Source organism: Pararoseomonas sp. SCSIO 73927 (genome assembly GCF_037040815.1).
Taxonomy (GTDB): domain Bacteria; phylum Pseudomonadota; class Alphaproteobacteria; order Acetobacterales; family Acetobacteraceae; genus Roseomonas.
Genome location: NZ_CP146232.1, coordinates 2437903 through 2454524, shown reverse-complemented (window position 1 = coordinate 2454524; position 16622 = coordinate 2437903). Strand labels below are relative to the sequence as shown.

The 16622-nt window shown below is 71.6% G+C and carries 15 protein-coding genes; 10 read left to right on the top strand and 5 right to left on the bottom strand.

Annotated features, from left to right (window positions below):
• The first annotated feature begins 57 nt into the window (after positions 1-57).
• Genes VQH23_RS11605 through VQH23_RS11575 form a run of 7 tightly spaced genes read left to right on the top strand, consistent with a single transcriptional unit; the run spans position 58 to position 7763 of the window.
• Entirely contained in the window at positions 58-1104 is a 1047-nt protein-coding gene (locus VQH23_RS11605) for a hypothetical protein (RefSeq protein ID WP_338665801.1), read from the top strand.
• Positions 1105-1149: 45 nt separating this feature from the next.
• Entirely contained in the window at positions 1150-1905 is a 756-nt protein-coding gene (locus VQH23_RS11600) for an alpha/beta hydrolase (RefSeq protein WP_338665800.1), read from the top strand.
• The gene (locus VQH23_RS11595) at positions 1905-3173 is read left to right on the top strand and encodes an acyl-CoA dehydrogenase family protein (protein WP_338665799.1); all 1269 of its coding nucleotides are present in this window, start codon (positions 1905-1907) and stop codon (positions 3171-3173) included. The genes VQH23_RS11600 and VQH23_RS11595 overlap by 1 nt, the downstream gene beginning before the upstream one ends.
• Positions 3174-3177: 4 nt before the next feature.
• Entirely contained in the window at positions 3178-4650 is a 1473-nt protein-coding gene (locus VQH23_RS11590) for an AMP-binding protein (protein WP_338665798.1), read from the top strand.
• On the top strand, positions 4647-5741 hold the full coding sequence (locus VQH23_RS11585) for an NAD/NADP octopine/nopaline dehydrogenase family protein (protein WP_338665797.1): 1095 nt from the start codon (positions 4647-4649) through the stop codon (positions 5739-5741). Before VQH23_RS11590 ends, VQH23_RS11585 begins: the two co-directional genes overlap by 4 nt.
• Positions 5731-6723: a 3-hydroxybutyryl-CoA dehydrogenase gene (locus VQH23_RS11580; protein WP_338665796.1), complete on the top strand. Its 993-nt coding sequence runs from the start codon at positions 5731-5733 to the stop codon at positions 6721-6723. The genes VQH23_RS11585 and VQH23_RS11580 overlap by 11 nt, the downstream gene beginning before the upstream one ends.
• A 59-nt stretch (positions 6724-6782) precedes the next feature.
• Positions 6783-7763 carry a tripartite tricarboxylate transporter substrate binding protein gene (locus tag VQH23_RS11575; RefSeq protein ID WP_338665795.1) on the top strand — a complete coding sequence of 327 codons (981 nt, stop codon included), beginning with the start codon at positions 6783-6785 and terminating at the stop codon, positions 7761-7763.
• Between the two features lie 83 nt (positions 7764-7846).
• Here the strand turns inward: VQH23_RS11575 and VQH23_RS11570 are convergent, their stop codons facing one another.
• The 5 genes from VQH23_RS11570 to VQH23_RS11550 all read right to left on the bottom strand — a co-directional run bounded on the left by VQH23_RS11570 (position 7847) and on the right by VQH23_RS11550 (position 12934).
• On the bottom strand, positions 7847-8083 hold the full coding sequence (locus VQH23_RS11570; RefSeq protein WP_338665794.1) for a hypothetical protein: 237 nt from the start codon (positions 8081-8083) through the stop codon (positions 7847-7849).
• A 148-nt stretch (positions 8084-8231) separates the two neighbouring features.
• On the bottom strand, positions 8232-9728 hold the full coding sequence (locus VQH23_RS11565; protein ID WP_338665793.1) for a protein adenylyltransferase SelO family protein: 1497 nt from the start codon (positions 9726-9728) through the stop codon (positions 8232-8234).
• A gap of 54 nt (positions 9729-9782) precedes the next feature.
• A complete protein-coding gene (locus tag VQH23_RS11560; protein ID WP_338665792.1) occupies positions 9783-10157 on the bottom strand; it encodes a LysR family transcriptional regulator in 375 nt (124 codons plus the stop codon).
• 297 nt (positions 10158-10454) lie between these two features.
• Positions 10455-11441, bottom strand: coding sequence for a tripartite tricarboxylate transporter substrate binding protein (locus VQH23_RS11555; RefSeq protein WP_338665791.1), 987 nt, complete (start codon positions 11439-11441; stop codon positions 10455-10457).
• 35 nt (positions 11442-11476) lie between these two features.
• Positions 11477-12934: an FAD-binding oxidoreductase gene (locus VQH23_RS11550; RefSeq protein ID WP_338665790.1), complete on the bottom strand. Its 1458-nt coding sequence runs from the start codon at positions 12932-12934 to the stop codon at positions 11477-11479.
• 381 nt (positions 12935-13315) lie between these two features.
• On the opposite strand from VQH23_RS11550, the gene VQH23_RS11545 reads away from it, so the two are divergent.
• The 3 genes from VQH23_RS11545 to pdxA are packed head-to-tail and all read left to right on the top strand — an operon-like array spanning position 13316 to position 16583.
• Positions 13316-14329: a 2-keto-3-deoxygluconate permease gene (locus tag VQH23_RS11545; protein ID WP_338665789.1), complete on the top strand. Its 1014-nt coding sequence runs from the start codon at positions 13316-13318 to the stop codon at positions 14327-14329.
• Entirely contained in the window at positions 14326-15570 is a 1245-nt protein-coding gene (locus tag VQH23_RS11540) for a four-carbon acid sugar kinase family protein (RefSeq protein WP_338665788.1), read from the top strand. Before VQH23_RS11545 ends, VQH23_RS11540 begins: the two co-directional genes overlap by 4 nt.
• Positions 15570-16583: a 4-hydroxythreonine-4-phosphate dehydrogenase PdxA gene (gene pdxA / locus VQH23_RS11535; RefSeq protein WP_338665787.1), complete on the top strand. Its 1014-nt coding sequence runs from the start codon at positions 15570-15572 to the stop codon at positions 16581-16583. The genes VQH23_RS11540 and pdxA overlap by 1 nt, the downstream gene beginning before the upstream one ends.
• Positions 16584-16622 lie beyond the last annotated feature (39 nt).

Genomic DNA, 16622 nt, shown 5'->3' with positions numbered 1-16622 from the left:
TGACCGGCCCGGCCATTCTGCGCGGGAATGCGAGGGAACGCAGGGGGCCGGCCAAGGATGTTTGCGGACCGCATCGAGCACAAGTGGATCGAGTCCTTCGCCGAAATCCTGGCGAAATGCGCGGTGAAGCCCGGCGAGGCCGTGGCCATTCTCTCCGAGACGCAATCCCGCGCCCTGAACGTTCACCTGGCCGAGCTCGCCCTGCTGCGCCTGGGCGCCCGCCCCTTTCACCTGGTGCTGCCCACCGCCCGCAACCCCTACCCCGTCCCCGTCCGCTCCACCGGCGCCAGCGAGGCGATCGGGGGTCTGGCGCCCGTGGTCGGCGCCCTCTCCGCCAGCCCCTTGGTGGTGGACCTGACCGTGCAGGGCCTGATGCACGCGCGGGAGACGGCGGCGATCCTGAAGGCCGGCTCCCGCATCCTCTCCATCTCCAACGAGCACCCGGAGGCGCTGGAACGGATGCGCCCGGACGATGCGCTGATGACCCGCGTGAAGGCCGCGACGAAGATGATGCGCGGGGCGAAGCAGATGAGCGTGCGCTCCGCCGCCGGCACGGTGCTGGAGATCGACATGGCCGGCGCCTCCACCGTCGGCGTCTGGGGCTGGACGGACCGGCCGGGCACCCTGGCCCACTGGCCCGGCGGCATCGTCGTCAGCTTCCCCGCCGCCGGTACGGTGAACGGGGTGCTGGTGCTGGATACCGGCGACATCAACCTGACCTTCAAGCGCTACCTCGCCGCCCCCATCCGCCTGACGATCGAGAAGGACTACGTCACGGCCATCGAGGGAAGCGGCCCGGATGCCGAGATGATGCGCCAGTCCTTCGCCGCCTGGGGCGACCGGGAGGCCTATTCCGTCTCCCATGTCGGCTTCGGCATGAACCCGGCCGCGCGATACGAGGCGCTGTCCATGTACGATGGGCGCGACACCAACGGCACGGAGCTGCGCGCCGTCTCCGGCAACTTCCTCTTCTCCACCGGCGCCAACGAGTTCGCGGGCCGCTACACCCCCGGCCACTTCGACATCCCGGTGATGGGCACGGACATCCTGCTGGACGGCACCCCCGTGGTGGTGAAGGGCGTGGTGCAGGAATTGTTCGGCTAGGAAATCGACGCTGGACAGAAATATTCCATTTCATATGATCCCCTCATGACAGCAGTCGTGATGCTTCACGGGATCGGCGCCGGCGCGCGGCTTTTCGAGCCGCAGCGCGCCGTCCTCGCCGCCCGCGGCCTGGACCCGGTTCCGCTGGACTTCCCGGGCTACGGCACCCGCCCGCCCGTGGACGCCATGGATTTCGAGGGGCTGGCGGCGGACGTGGAAGCCGCGATCGCGGAGCGCGGCCTGGACCGCCCCGTCCTCCTCGGCCACTCCATGGGCGGCATGGTCGTGCAGACCCTGCTGCGCTGCCGCCCGGATGCCTATGCCGCCGCGATCCTCTGCGCCACCAGCCCGGCCTTTGGGAACCCGTCCGGCGAGTTCCAGCAGAAGTTCGTCGCCGCCCGCATGAAGCCGCTGGATGAGGGCCGGACCATGGCCGACATGGCGCCCGAGACCTTCGCCGCCCTGGTCGGCCCGCGCGGCGCCAGCACGCCCTGGCGCGACCACGCCATCGCCGTCCTCGGCGAGACACCCGCCCCGACCTTCCGCGCCGCCGTGCGCTGCCTCGTCACCTTCGACGAGCGCGCCTCGCTCGGCGCCATCCGCATCCCAACCCTCCTCCTGGCCGGGGAAGCGGACACCAACGCCCCCGCCCCCGTCATGGAGCGCATGGCCGGGAAGATCCCGGGCGCCGAGTACCGCTGCATGGCCGGCATCGGCCACCTGCCGAACATCGAGGCGCCGGAGGAGTTCGACGCCATCATCCTCGATTTCCTCGACCGCAACCTGAAGGGGAGCGCGTGATGGACACCCTGACCGCCGACACCGCGCAGGACGAACCGATCTTCGCGCCGGAGGCCTTCAACCTCACGCCGCAGCAGGCCGAGTTGACCGCACGCGCCCGCCGCTTCGGCAAGGCCGTGCTGGCGCCCCGCGCCCCGATCTGGGATCGCGAGGCGCGTTTCCCGCTCGACAACTTCCGCGACATGCACGGGGAAGGCCTGCTCGGCATCTGCGTCCCGCGCGAGGATGGCGGGGAAGGCGCGGACTTCACCACCTACTGCCTCACCGCCGCGGAGCTCGGCCGCTATTGCGGCGCCACGGCGCTGTCCTGGAACATGCACGTCTGCTCCACCCTCTGGTCCGGCCTGCTGAGCGAGGATCTGGAGATGAGCGAGGCGGACCGCGCCGCCCACCGCGCGCGCCGCTCCGCCCACTACCGCCGCATCATCGAGACAGGTGCCGTCTATTCTCAGCCCTTCTCCGAGGGCGGCGCGGCAGCCGCCGGCGCTGTCGCCTTCGGCACGGAAGCGCGGCCGGTCGAGGGCGGCTACATCGTCAACGGCAAGAAGATCTTCGCCAGCCTCTCCGGCGCCGCCGACTACTACGGCATCCTCTGCACGGAGAAGACCGGCGAGGAGCGGGGCAGTCGCCGCGACACCCTCTACCTCGCCGTGCCCGCGAGCGCGCCCGGCGTCTCCGTGGTGGGGGACTGGGACCCGCTGGGCATGCGCGGCACCGTCTCCCGCACGCTGCTGCTGAAGGATGTCTTCGTCCCCGAGGAATCCATGCTGATGCCGCGCGGCGTCTACTTCCAGGCCGCCGGCCGCTGGCCGCACATGTTCATGACGTTGACGCCCACCTACATGGGCCTCGCCCAGGCCGCCTACGATTTCACCGTCGCCTACCTGCGCGGCGAGGTTCCCGGCACCCCGCCCGTGAAGCGCCGCATGTTCCCCACGAAGCAGATCGCGGTGGCAGAGATGCGCGTGATGCTGGAGCAGACCAAGGCCTTGTGGTTCCAGGCCGTGCGGGAAGCCCGCCCCGATCCCACGCGGGAGCAGGTGATGCGCGCCTACGCCGCCCAACACACGGTGATGGAGAACGCCAATGCCCTGGCCACCAAGGCCATCCGCACCTGCGGCGGGCAGTCCATGCTGAAGTCCCTGCCGCTGGAGCGCATCTACCGCGACAGCCGCTGCGGCTCCCTCATGCTGCCCTGGACCGCCGAGATCTGCATCGACCGCCTGGGCCGCGAAACCCTCTATAAGCCGGGCGAGAAGGACGATTAGGGGCGTGACGAACCTCGCCACCCTCATCGACCGCAACGCCGCCTTCGCCCCCGCCAAGACCGCCCTGCGCTTCGAAGGGGCGGCGATCTCCTACGCCGAGTTCTCCGCCATGATCGCGCGTGCCGCCCACGCGCTGCGCGTGGACCACGGCGTGCGGCCCGGCGACCGCGTGGCGGTGCTGGCCACCAACCATCCCGTCTATCTCGCCCTGCTCTACGCCTGCGCCCGGCTCGGCGCGATCCTGCTGCCGCTGAACTGGCGCCTCGCCGTGCCGGAACTGCGCTACATCCTCGATCATGCCGAAGCCCGCCTCTGCTTCGTGGAGCCCGCCTTCGCGGCGACGCTCGCCGAGGCCGCGCCGGACCTTCCGGCCATCCCGCTGCACATCCCCGCAGGCGACGCGGACGCGGAATGCCCCGGCACGCTCGAAGACCCTCTGCTGCTCGTCTACACCTCCGGCACCACCGGCCGCCCGAAGGGCGCGCTGCTGCGGCAAGAAGCCCTGTTCCACAACGCGGTGATGAGCCACCACCTGCACGGCATGACGGCGGAGGACCACATCCTCTCCGCCCTGCCCTTCTTCCATGTCGGCGGCCTGAACATCCAGACCACGCCCGCCCTGCAGGCCGGCGCCACCGTCACGATCCACGCCCGCTTCGCGCCCGACACGGCGCTGGAGAGCATCGCGAGGGACCGCCCCACCCTCCTCCTCACCGTTCCCGCCGTGATCCGCGCCCTGCTGGCCGCACCAGGCTGGGCGGATGCCGACCTCTCCTCCCTCCGCGCCATCTCCACCGGCTCCGAACCCGTCCACCAGGCGCTGATCGATGCCGTCACCGTCCGCGGCGTGCCGTTGCTGCAAGTGTACGGCGCGACGGAAAGCTGCCCCATCGCCGTCTACACGCGCCTCGGCGGCGATCTCTCCCGCGGCACCTCCACCGGCCTCCCCGGCCTGCTCTGCGAGGCCAAGGTGGCCGACGACAGCGGCCGCGAGCTCCCCCACGGCACCCCCGGCGAAGTCCTTCTGCGCGGCCGCAACCTTTTCACCGGCTACTGGCGTGACGAGGCAGCGACGGCGGCCTGCACCATCGACGGCTGGTACCGCACCGGCGACATCGCCACGCGCGACGCGGACGGCTACTTCACCGTGCACGACCGCAAGAAGAATATGATCATCTCCGGCGGCGAGAACATCTACCCCGCCGAGCTGGAGCGCGTGCTGCTGGAGCACCCGGACGTGGCGGAGGCTGCCGTCCTCGGCGCCCCCGACCCGAAGTGGCAGGAGGTGCCGGTGGCCTTCCTCGTCCTCCGCGCTGGCTGCACGGTAGATGCAGATGGTGTCCGCGCCCACGTCGCCGCCCGCCTCGCCCGCTTCAAGGTGCCGCGGGACGTGATCTTCACCGATGCCCTGCCCCGGACCGCCCTCGGCAAGGTCCGGCACTTCGAGCTGCGCCCCCTGGTCGGAACCCCCGCATGACGCTTCGCATCGCCGTCCTCGGGGGCGGCAACGGCTCCTTCGCCGCCGCCGGCGACATGGCCCTGAACGGCCACGAGGTCCGCCTGTGGCGGCGCGACGCGGAGGCGGTGGCCGCGCACAAGGCGCAGGGCGGCACGATCTCCGTGAAGGACGCCAAGGGAACCCACGAGGCCCGCCTCGCCCTCGTCACCACCGACATTGCGGAAGCGGTGCGCGGCGCAGCCCTGATCCTCTGCCCCGCCCCCGCCACCGCGCAGGCCGACATAGCCCGCCTGCTGGCCCCGGTGCTGGAGGATGGCCAGGTCGTCTTTCTGCCGCCGGGAACCCTCGGCACCGTGCTGATGGCCCGCGCCCTCCACGAAATCGGCCGCAAGCCCCGCGGTGCCTTCGCCGAAACCGGCACCCTGCCCTGGCTGGCCCGCAAGCACGGCCCGCATCAGGTCGCCATCACCACCCGCGCCACGCGCCTGCCCACGGGCGTCTTCCCGCTGGACGCCGCGGGCCACGCCCTGGCCGTGATTGGCCAGGCCTTCCCCGGTGCCATCGAGCCCTGCGGCGACGCCCTGTCCGGCGCGCTGATGAACGCGGGCGCCATCATCCACCCGCCCCTCATCATCATGAACGCCGGCCCGCTCGAGCACTTCGAGAAGTGGGACATCCACAACGAGGGCACCGTCCCCGCCATCCGCCGCACCACGGACGCGCTGGACGCCGAGCGCATCGCGGTTCGCGAGGCCCTGGGCTACGGCGCCCCGCACTTTCCCCTCGCCCACCACTACGCGAAGGAGGGTGAGGAGTGGATGTACGGCCGCGCCAGCCATGACCGACTGACGGAATCCGGCGACTGGCGCGAGAAGATCATCCTCACGCAGCACCGCTACATGATGGAGGACCTGCGCCTCGGCCTCTCCCTCATCATCTCCGCCGCCGAGCTGGCCGGCGTGCCCACCCCGCTGGCCCGCGCTTTCTCCTCCATCGGTGCCGCCATCCGGGGCGACATGCCGGACCATTCCGGCCGCACCCTGGCCGATGCCGGGTTGGGCGGGCTGGATCGCGCCGGGATCGACCGGGTGCTGAAGCATGGCTTCTGACCGCATCCCCGTCGCCTGCCTCGGCGCCGGCCGCATGGGCCGGGGCATCGCCGTGCAATTCGCCTATGCAGGCCACAACGTGGTGCTGCTGGACGCCAAGCCGCGCGATCCCACCGCCTTCGCGAAGCTGGAGACGGAAGCGCTGGCCGAGATCGGCGCAGCCCTCCGCACCCTGGCCGAACTCGGCCTCTTCGATCCCGCGCAGGCCGACGCCATCCTCACCCGCGTGCGCGTCGCACCGGACGAGCAGGCGCCGGAAATCCTCGCCCGCGCCGGCCTCGTCTTCGAGGGCGTGCCGGAAATCCTCGACCTAAAGCGCGACATCCTCGCCCGCGCCTCCGCCCTGATGGCACCCGACGCCATCCTGGCCTCCACCACCTCCACGATCCTGGTGGACGACCTCTCCCCCGCCGTCGCGGACCCCGCGCGCTTCCTGAACGCGCACTGGCTCAACCCCGCCTACATCATTCCCCTCGTCGAGGTCTCACCCGGCCGCCACACCGCGCCGGAGACGGTCGCGCGCCTGCACGCCATTCTCGAATCCGTTGGCAAAGTCCCAGTCACCTGCGCCGCCACCCCCGGCTTCATCGTCCCGCGCCTGCAAACGCTCGCGATGAACGAGGCCGCGCGCATGGTGGAGGAAGGCGTCGCCAGCGCCGAGGAGATCGACAAGGCCGTCAAGTACGGCTTCGGCTTCCGCTTCGGCGTCCTCGGCGTGCTGGAGTTCATCGACTGGGGCGGTGGCGACATCCTCTACCACGCCAGCCGCTATCTCACCGGCGCCCTCGGCCATGAGCGCTACCGCGCCCCGGAGGTGATCGAGCGCAACATGGAGAGGGGCCGGATCGGCCTTCACACCGGCCAGGGTTTCATGGATTATTCCGGCCTGGATCTCGAATCCTATCGCCGCCAACGCCTCGGCGCGCTGGTGGAGAGACTGCGGGCCGAAGGGCTCGCCAAACCGCCCGTGCTGCCGGACTGAACCGGACGGGGAAGAGGGAAGCGCAGCGCGCGGCGGCATAACCATCAGGAGGCTGCTGCATGTTCGGACGAAGGGATCTCACCCGCTTGGCGCTCGGCGCCGGGGCGGGCATGGCGCTGTCGGGCGCGGCGCGCGCACAGGGGCCCTGGCCCGACCGCTCCCTCCGCTGGGTGGTCGGCTACGGCGCGGGCGGTGCCAGCGACATCTTCGCGCGCCTGATCGCCCGACAGATGGGCCCGGCCCTCGGCCAGTCCATCGTGGTGGAGAACCGTCCCGGCGGCGGCGCCATCGTCGCCACGGAGAACGTCATCCGTTCCCCCGCCGACGGCCACACGCTGCTGCACACGGATAACGGCATCCTCGTCTACAACCCCGCCCTCTACGCCCGGCTGCCCTTCGACCCCGACCGGGACCTGGTGAATGTCGGCTTTATCGGCCGCTTTCCCATGCTGGTGCTGGTGCGGCCGGAAAGCCCCTTCCAGGACTTCGCCGGCCTGCTCGCCGAATCGAAGCGCCGCACGGTCACCTACGGCACCCCCGCCGTCGCCTCCCCGCACCAGCTCGCCATGGAGGTGCTGAAGCGTCACTCCGGGCTGGACGCGACGCACGTGCCCTATCGCGGCATGCCGGCCGTGCTGAACGACCTCGTCGCCGGCCAGGTGGACTGCGTCGTCGCCGACATCACCAACGGCCTGCCCTACCTCTCTACCGGCCGCGCCCGCGGGCTGGTGATGATGGGCGACAGCCGCGCTGCCGCCGCACCTTCCGTGCCCATGGCGGTGGAGCTGGGCTACCCCAGGGCCGTCGCCTATGGCTGGCAGGGCATCGCCGTCGCCACAGGCACGCCCGCCCCGGTGGTGGAGCGCCTGAACACCCTTCTCCGCGCCGCCATCGAGAGCCCCGAGGTCTCGAAGCAGATGAAGGATATCGGCGCGGAGCTGGTGCCCCGCACCCCCTCCGGCATGGCCGAGTACGTGCAGGCGGAGAACACGGTCTGGCGCCCCCTCATCCGCGACCTCAACATCCGCCTGGACGGGTAGCACCCAGGAACGAGAAGGGGCCGCCGGATCGCCCGGCGGCCCCTTTCCGTCATCGCTCCGGGGCACTGAAGCCCCGGATCCGCTCAGGCGTGCTGGCCGCCCCCGCCCGTCGCGCCGCTCTCCTGCAGCATGCTCTGCGCGGGGCTGTTCACCTCCGGGGAGGCGAGCGGCGTGCGGGCCGCATCGGCCGGGTTCCAGCTCTTGTAGAGGGAGGGGGCGCCGAAGGCCGGGGCGCCCGTCTCCGCATGGGCCGCACCGGCCATCACCGGGCCCACCAGCGCGGCGGCGAGGGCAAGGGTGCGAATCGTCCTGGAAAACATCAGTCCATGTCCCGAATGGATGGCGGCGGCACCATGTCGTCGTCGTTGGCGACGGTATGGACCGCTAGGCCCGGCAGCTCCACTCGACCAAGCGAATACCTCGTATCCACCGGATGGATGTCACCCTTGCGCGAGGTGAGCTCCTCCTTCAGGTCCCGCAGAAGGTGACATAGGGCTCCTCCGCCCCCTGCGGCAGAACATCCGCGCCCGGCTGGTCCTCGTAGGGCCGGGCCGTGCTCTCCAGCAGCGCCTCGAAGGGCGCGAGGTCGCCGCCCCGGGCCGCCGCCAGGGCCGCCTCGACGAGGTGGTTGCGCGGGATCACCGCGGGGTTCACCGCCCGCATCGCCGCCGCCCGCGCCATCGGATCGCCACCCACCTCCAGCAGCCGTGCCCGCCAGCGCACCGCCCAGGCATCGAAGGCGGCCGGGTCGGCGAAGAGTCCGCGCACGGAGGCATCCCCCTCCACCGCGCGCCCCTCTGCCACATCGCAGAGCCGGCGGAAGGTCAGGGTGAAGTCCGCCCGGTTCTCCGCCATCGCCTTCAGCAGCTCGCCCGCCAGCGCCGCGTCTCCCGCGCTCCCGCCGGGCAGCCCGATCTTGGCGCGCAGGCCTTCCAGATAGGCACCCTCGAAGGCCGGGGCGAAACCCGCCAGCGCCTCGTTGGCGGAGGCGAGCGCGGCCTCCTCCGTCTCGGCCAGCAGCGGCAGCAGCGCCTCCGCCAGCCGCGCCAAGTTCCACTGCATGATCCGCGGCTGGTTGCCGTAGGCGTAGCGCCCGAACTGGTCGATGGAGCTGAACACCGTGGCGGGATCGTAGGCGTCCATGAAGGCGCAGGGCCCGTAGTCGATCGTCTCGCCGGAGATCGAGGTGTTGTCCGTGTTCATCACCCCGTGAATGAAGCCGATCCCCATCCAGCGCGCGACCAGCGCCGCCTGCCGCGCGATCACCCCGTCCAGCAGCGCCCGGTACGGGTTCGCCGCCCCTGCCAGCCCGGGGTAGTGGCGCGCGATGGCGTGGTCCGCCAGCACGCGCAGCGCCTCCACGTCCCCGCGCGCCGCGAAGTAGGCGAAGCTGCCCACCCGGATATGGCTGCTCGCCACCCGCGTCAGCACCGCGCCCGGCAACGCCGTCTCGCGGTAAACCTCCTCCCCCGTGGCCACGGCCGCCAGGGCGCGCGTGGTCGGCACGCCCAGCGCCGCCATCGCCTCGCTGACAAGGTATTCCCGCAGCACCGGCCCCAGCGCCGCCCGCCCATCCCCACGGCGGGAGAAGGGGGTGGGCCCCGAACCCTTCAGCTGCACGTCGAACCGCGCCCCGTCCGGCGCCACCACCTCGCCCAGCAGGATCGCCCGCCCATCCCCGAGCTGCGGCACGAAGTTGCCGAACTGGTGCCCCGCATAGGCGGCCGCCAGCGGCTCCGCCCCTTCCGGCACGCGGTTCCCCGCCAGCACCGCTACGCCCTCCGGCAGGGCCAGCGCCGCCGGATCCAGCCCCAGCCGCCGCGCCAGGGCGTCGTTCAGCCGCAGCAGCCGCGGCGCCGCCACGGGCGTCGGGTCCAGCCGCGCGTGGAAGCGCTCCGGCAGCCGGGCATAGGAATTGTCGAAGGGGAAGCGGACCGCCTGCCCTTCCAGGACCGTGGTGCTCATGGTCCGCAGATCGAAAGCCGAGGCCCCGGAAACAACCCCGGAAACAACCGCGGATCAGCCTACCCCGCGCCCCGCCAGCGCCGCCAGGCGCGCGGCGGCGGCCGCGTTCGCCTCCGCCTCGATGGCGCGGTAGGTCCGCACCACCTCATCCCCCAGCGCCGTCAGCCTCGCCCCGCCCCCGCCCGCACCGCCCGCCGCCGTCTCCGCCACGGGCGCGCCGAAGCCGCGGTTCAGCGCCTCCACCAGTTCCCAGGCCCGGCGATAGGACATGCCCAGCGCCCTCCCGGCCGCCGAGATGGAGCCGGCGCGCCCGATCTCCTCCAGCAGCCGCACCTTGCCCGGCCCGACCCGCAGGCCGCCGCCAAGGTCAAGCCGCAGGTTCAGCCGCGGCTCGTCACTCCTCTCCGGAACGGTCCTGGCGCGGGGCATAGGCACGATCCCATCACGCGTGGCGGCTGGGGACAACAGCACCAGAGGGCTCCGCCCCCTGGACCCCCGCCAAGGGCCTGAGGCCCTTGGATCCCCATCTGGCTGCCGCCGCGCCGTCCTGATGCGGGATCTCTGCGCAACCGGGTCTATCCTGCCCTTACAGTCGCCTCGGGTCGTCGACCCGAGGCGTACCGCCAGCCGAATGACTCCAAAGCCGAGAAGAAGATGATGGAGAGGGGTCCGGGGAGAGGAAGAATTCCTTCTTCCTCTCCCTGGCCACGGACCGAAAACGAAGGGTCAGTCCGCCTGCGCCCCGGACTTCTCGATCGTCTCCCGCCACATCGGCCGCTCCCGCGCCGCGCGCGCCGCGGCGTCGGCCGCCGTCGTCCAGATCGGCTTGGCGCCGACGCGGGCGAAGCGCTCCCGCTGGGTGGCGTCGTCCACCGTCGCCTTCAGCGCGGCGTTGATCCGTTCCACCACCGCGTCCGGCGTGGAGGCCGGGACCACGAAGCCGCCCCACACCGTCACGACGAAGTCGTTCACGCCGGATTCCGCCATGGTCGGAACGGAGGGCACGGTGGGCCAGCGCTCCGCGCTCGTCACCGCCAGCGCGCGGATCTGCCCGGCCTCGACGAGCGCCTGGTAGGAGGCCACGCCGTCGATCGCGAAGTCGATGTCGCCGCTCAGCAGCGCCGGCTGGATCTGCGCTGCGCCGCGGTAGGGCACGTGCACCGCCTCAATCCCCAGCCGGGAGAACAGCATGGCGGAGGAGAGGTGCGTGGTGGTGCCGACGCCAGTGGAGCCGTAGGTGATGCCGCCGCGCTTGGCCTTCGCCCAGGTGATGAACTCCTGCAGGGTCTTCGCCTGCACCTTGCCCGGCGCCACCACGGCGATATTCGGGAACTCCCAGCCCAGCGCGACAGGCTTCAGGTCGCGCTCGATGTCGTAGGGGACGTTCTTGTAGAGGTACTGGTTGATCGAGAAGTTGGAGACAGTGACGCAGCCGATCGTGTGGTTGTCGTTCGCCTTCGCCACCGCGTCGGTGCCGATGTTGCCGCTGGCGCCCGGGCGGTTCTCGATCACCACGGGCTGGCCCAGCGTCTGGCTCATATGGTCGGCATAGACGCGCGCGATCACGTCCGTCGCGCCGCCCGGCGGATAGGGCACGACCATGCGGATCGGCCGCGTCGGCCAGTTGCCGCCAGAGTTGCCCCCTTGGGCACGGGCAAGGGAGGGAAGCAGGGCGGAGCCGAAGGCGGTTCCGAGCAGGGTGCGGCGGTTCACGGCGTTTCCTCTTTGGGAATCTGCGGGAAAGGTGTTCAGGCCTCGGGCGGCAGGACCTTGCCGGGGTTCATCAGCCCGGCAGGGTCCAGCAGCGCCTTCACGCGGCGCATCAGCGCGATCTCGGCCGGGTTCGTCACGCGGCCAAGGCGGCCGCGGTTGCTGATGCCGATGCCGTGCTCGGCGCTGATCACGCCACCCAGGGCCGCGGTCTCGTCGTCCACCACCGCGTTGATCTTCGCGACCATCGGCGCGGCGGCCGCGGCATCCGGGTACTGCTGCGGGTTCAGGATGGCGAGGACGTGAATGTTCCCGTCGCCGATATGGCCGTGCATCACGATGCGCGCCTCCGGCGCCACCTCGGCAATGCGCCGCTCCACGTTGCGCGCGAAGAGCGCCTGGTTCTCCAGCGGCACCACGCTGTCATGGCTCACCACGTAGCCCGCGCGCTTGCTGCCCTCGGAGACGGAGTGGCGGATCTTCCACAGCGCCTCGGCCTGCGCCCCGCTCTCCGCGATCACGGCATCGGTCACCAGCCCTTCCTCGAAGGCGGCGCCGAGCACCTCCTCCAGCGGGGTGCGGAGGTCGGTCGCGGCCAGCGTGTCCGTCAGCTCGATCAGCAGGTACCAGGGCGCCTCCAGCGCGAAGGGGATCGCCACGTCCGGCACGTGCTCCGCGATCACCTCGATCTGCCCGCGCGACATCGCCTCCAGGCTCGCCAGCCGGTCGCCCACGGCGCCGCGCAGCCGCCCCATCAGCGTCAGCACCGCCTCGATCTCCGGCAGCGCCACCATCGCCAGCGCGGAGACGCGCGGGCACGGGAACAGCTTCAGGGAAGCGGCCGTGACGATGCCGAGCGTCCCCTCCGCCCCGATGAAAAGCTGCTTCAGATCGTAGCCGGAGGAGTTCTTCCGCAGCGCGTGGAGGCGATCCAGCACCGTGCCGTCCGGCAGCACCACCTCCAGCCCCAGCACCAGCTCCCGCGTGTTGCCGTAGCGCAGCACGGCCGTGCCGCCGGCATTGGTCGCGATGTTGCCGCCGATCTGGCAGCTTCCCTCCGCCCCGAGGGAGAGCGGGAAGAGGCGGTCCACCTTCGCCGCCTCCTCCTGGATCACCTGCAGGATGCAGCCCGCCTCCACCGTGATGGAGTTCGCCAGCGCGGAGACGGCGCGCACGCGGTTCAGCCGGTCCAGCCGCAGCACCACCGCCTGTCCCGAGGCGTCCGGGGTGGCCGCGCCGCACATGCCGGTGTTCCCGCCCTGCGGCACCACGGTCACGCCCCGCTCAGCGCAGAGGCGCACGACGGCCGCCACCCCCGCAGTATCGGCCGGCTTCACTACCGCGGCGGCGCGCCCGTGATAGCGCCCGCGCCAGTCCACAACGTAGGGTTCCTGGTCCTCGTCGGGCGCGACGACGTGCTGGCGGCCGACGATCGCCGCCAGGGCCTCCAGCAGCGCGGCATCGGCGGTGGCGTCGGGAAGGGCGAGGCTCATCATGTCGGTCGGCTCCGTCCTTGGGGACCGAGAGGCGGCAGCGCGCGGGGCGATGCTCCTCCCAACCGGGGTGGCGAAAGATGCCGCCCCCGCTAGTCCTCTACATGATCAAATTGCGCGGGCCTTTTGCGCGTACCGAGCAGAAATGTCGAGAGCCAACTTCGCGCTCCGATCATCCCCGTGCGGAGCCGTGACTTCGTGTGGTTTCCGGCCCGGTTCTCATGCCGCAACTGCGAAGAAGGCCAGCTTGCCCACCTTCCCGCATTTTTGCGCGTTTCGCGCATAAATGCATTGACTTCGCCCTGCCGGACGCGACATCAGCCCCACCGATCCCGCCTCCCATGCAGCCGGTCGCCCCGCCTCGGGCGCCATCGGAGAACGCCCATGCAGATTCCCATCAAGCGCGCCATCGAGAGCGTGCCCGGCGGCATGATGGTCGTGCCCCTCGCCCTCGGCGCGATCATCGCCACCCTTTTCCCGGCCACGCCGAAGTTCTTCGGCTCCTTCACCGGCGCGCTCTTCACCGGGTCCCTGCCGATCCTGGCGGTGTTCTACGTCTGCATGGGCGCCAGCATCGACTTCAAGGCCACCCCCTATATCCTGAAGAAGGGTGGCACGCTGCTGGCCACGAAGGTCGGCATCGCCGCCCTGCTCGGCATCATCGTCGGCCAGTTCCTCGGCGAGGCCCCGGTGTCCGCCGGCATCTTCGCCGGCCTCTCCACCCTCGCCATCGTCGCCGCGATGAACGACACCAATGGCGGCCTCTACATGGCGCTGATGGGCCAGTACGGCCAGCCGCGCGACGTCGGCGCCTACACCGTGATGACGCTGGAATCCGGCCCCTTCCTCACCATGGTCACCCTCGGCGTTGCCGGGCTCTCGGCCTTTGAGTGGCCGGTGCTGGTGGGCGCCATCCTGCCCCTCCTCGTCGGCATGATCATCGGCAACCTGGACCGCGAGATGCGGGACTTCCTCAGCCGCGCCATCCCCGTGATGATCCCCTTCTTCGCCTTCGCGCTCGGCGCCGGGCTGGACCTGACGAAGGTGTGGCAGGCCGGGATCCTCGGCCTCGGCCTCGGCGTCGCGGTGGTCGTGATCACCGGCCTCGCCCTCTTCCTCGCGGACCGCGCCATCGGCGGGAACGGGGTCGCGGGCGTCGCCGCGGCCTCCACCGCCGGCAACGCGGCGGCGGTGCCCGCCATCGTCGCGGCCAACAACCCCGCCTATGCCGAGGCGGCGCCGGCGGCCACCATCCTCGTCTCCGCCTGCGTCATCGTCACCGCCATCCTCGTGCCGCCGCTCACGGCCTGGGTCGCCCGCCGGGTGGGACCGGGCCGGGACGCCGCGGCGGAGGACGCCATGGCTCAGGGTACCGGGGCCGAAGGGCGGAGGGCGTGACCCGCCGCTGGCTCATCCTGGCGGATGACCTGACCGGCGCCGCCGATTGCGGCATCGCCTTCGCCCGCCGCGGGCTGGAGGCGAGCGTCGGCTGGCACAGCGCGGAGGGCGGGACCGCCGAGGTCCTGGCGATCGACGCCGACAGCCGCCGCCTGGCCCCGGAGGACGCCGCCGCACGCCACGCCGCGCTGCTGCGCGCCCGCCACGCCCCGGGCACCGGCCTGATCAAGAAGATCGACTCCACCCTCCGCGGCCAGCCCGCCGCGGAACTGGCCGCCACCATCCATGCCTTGCGCGAAGCCGGTCGCCCCGCGATGGCGATCGTCGCCCCCGCCTTCCCCGCCACCGGCCGCACCACCGAGGCCGGGCGCGTCCACCTGAACGGCGCCCCGCTGGAGACCACCCCCCTCTGGGCGCGCGACCACAGCTACGAGAGCGCGCACCTGCCGTCCGTGCTGGACTCCGTCGGCCTCTCCAACTGTCACCTGCCGCTGGGGACGATCCGCGACGGGGCGGCCCTCACGGCCGCCCTGCGGGACGCCCTGGCCACGGGCGTCGAGGCCGTGGTCTGCGACGCCACCGCGGCCGGCGACCTCGACAGCCTCGCCCGCGCCAGCCTGCCGATGGTCGGCGACGTCTTCTGGGTCGGCTCCGGCGGCATCGCCGCCGCCCTCGCCGCCGCCCTGCCGGAGACGGGCGCCGCGCCCGCCGCGCCGCCGGCCGTGCGGAACGGCGTGCTCGTCGTCGTCGGCAGCATTGCGGAGGCGTCCCGCGGCGCCGCCGCCCGCCTCGTCGCCGAGGATGCCGCCGTCCTCATCGAGGTGCCGGTCGGCCTGCTGCGCGCCGGCCCCGCCGATGCGGGCTGGGCGCCCATGGCGGGCGCGATCGCGGATTCGCTCGCCGCCGGCCACGACACGCTTGTGCTGATCACCGACGCCTCCGCCGCCGACCTCTCCGGGGGCGCCGCCCTCGCCGCCGCGCTGGGGGTCCTGCTGGAACCCGCTGGCCGCCGCATGGGCGCCCTGTTTGCCACGGGCGGGGAAACGGCCTGCGCCCTGTTGAGCCATCTCGGCGTCCACGGCATCCGCCTGGTGGAGGAGGTCGAGGCCGGCGTGCCCCTCGGCGTTACCCAGGGCGCCATCCAGATCCCCGTCATGACGAAGGCCGGCGCCTTCGGCGACGACGGCACCATCCTCCGCAGCCTGTCCCGGCTGCACAATCTTTCCCGGGAGACCGCGTGATGACTGATACCCGCCCGATCATCGCCATCACCATGGGCGACGCCTCCGGCATCGGCCCGGAGATCATCATGAAGGCCCTGGCGCGGGAGGACGTCTACGCGATGTGCCGCCCCTTCGTGGTGGGCGACGCGACGCGCCTGCGCGAGGCCGATGCCGTCACGAAGACCGGCCTGCAGGTGAACGCCCTGCAGACCCCCGCCGGCGCGGGGTATCAGCGCGGCACGGTGGACGTGATCGACCTCGGCATCATCCCCGCCGGCCATCCCTTCGGCCAGCTCTCCGCCCTCTCCGGCGAGGGCGCCTTCCGCTACATCGAGCGCGCGACGCGGCTGGTGGAGGCCGGTGAGGCCGATGCCATCTGCACCGCCCCGCTCTCCAAGGAGGCGCTGCACGCCGCCGGCCACAAGTACCCCGGCCACACGGAGATGCTGGCGCACCTCACCGGCACGCCGGAGGTCTCGATGATGCTGGTGGCGCCGAAGCTGCGCGTCATCCACGTCACCACGCATATCGGCCTGATCGACGCGATCAAGAAGATCGAGCCCGGCCTGGTGTTCCGCGTGATCGAGCGCGGCCGCGCGACGCTGGTGAAAGCGGGCATTGAGCAGCCCCGCATCGGCGTCTGCGCCATCAACCCCCACGCGGGCGAGAACGGCCTGTTCGGCCAGGGCGAGGAGGAGGAGAAGATCATCCCCGCCATCAGGAAGTGCCAGGCCAATGGCTGGGCCGTGGACGGCCCGCTGCCCGCCGACACGCTGTTCTTCCGCGCCGCCCGCGGCGACTTCGACCTCGTGGTGGCCATGTACCACGACCAGGGCCACGGCCCGGTGAAGGTGATGGGCCTGGAGGCCGGCGTGAACATCACCATCGGCCTGCCCGTGGTCCGCACCAGCGTGGACCACGGCACCGCCTTCGACATCGCCGGCAAGGGCATCGCCGACGAGGGATCGCTGGTGGAAGCGCTGAAGCAGGCGGTGGGCCTCGCCCCGAAGCGGGTGATGCAGGCGGCCTGAACGATAACCGTGCAGGCCGGGGGATCGCCCCCGGCCTGC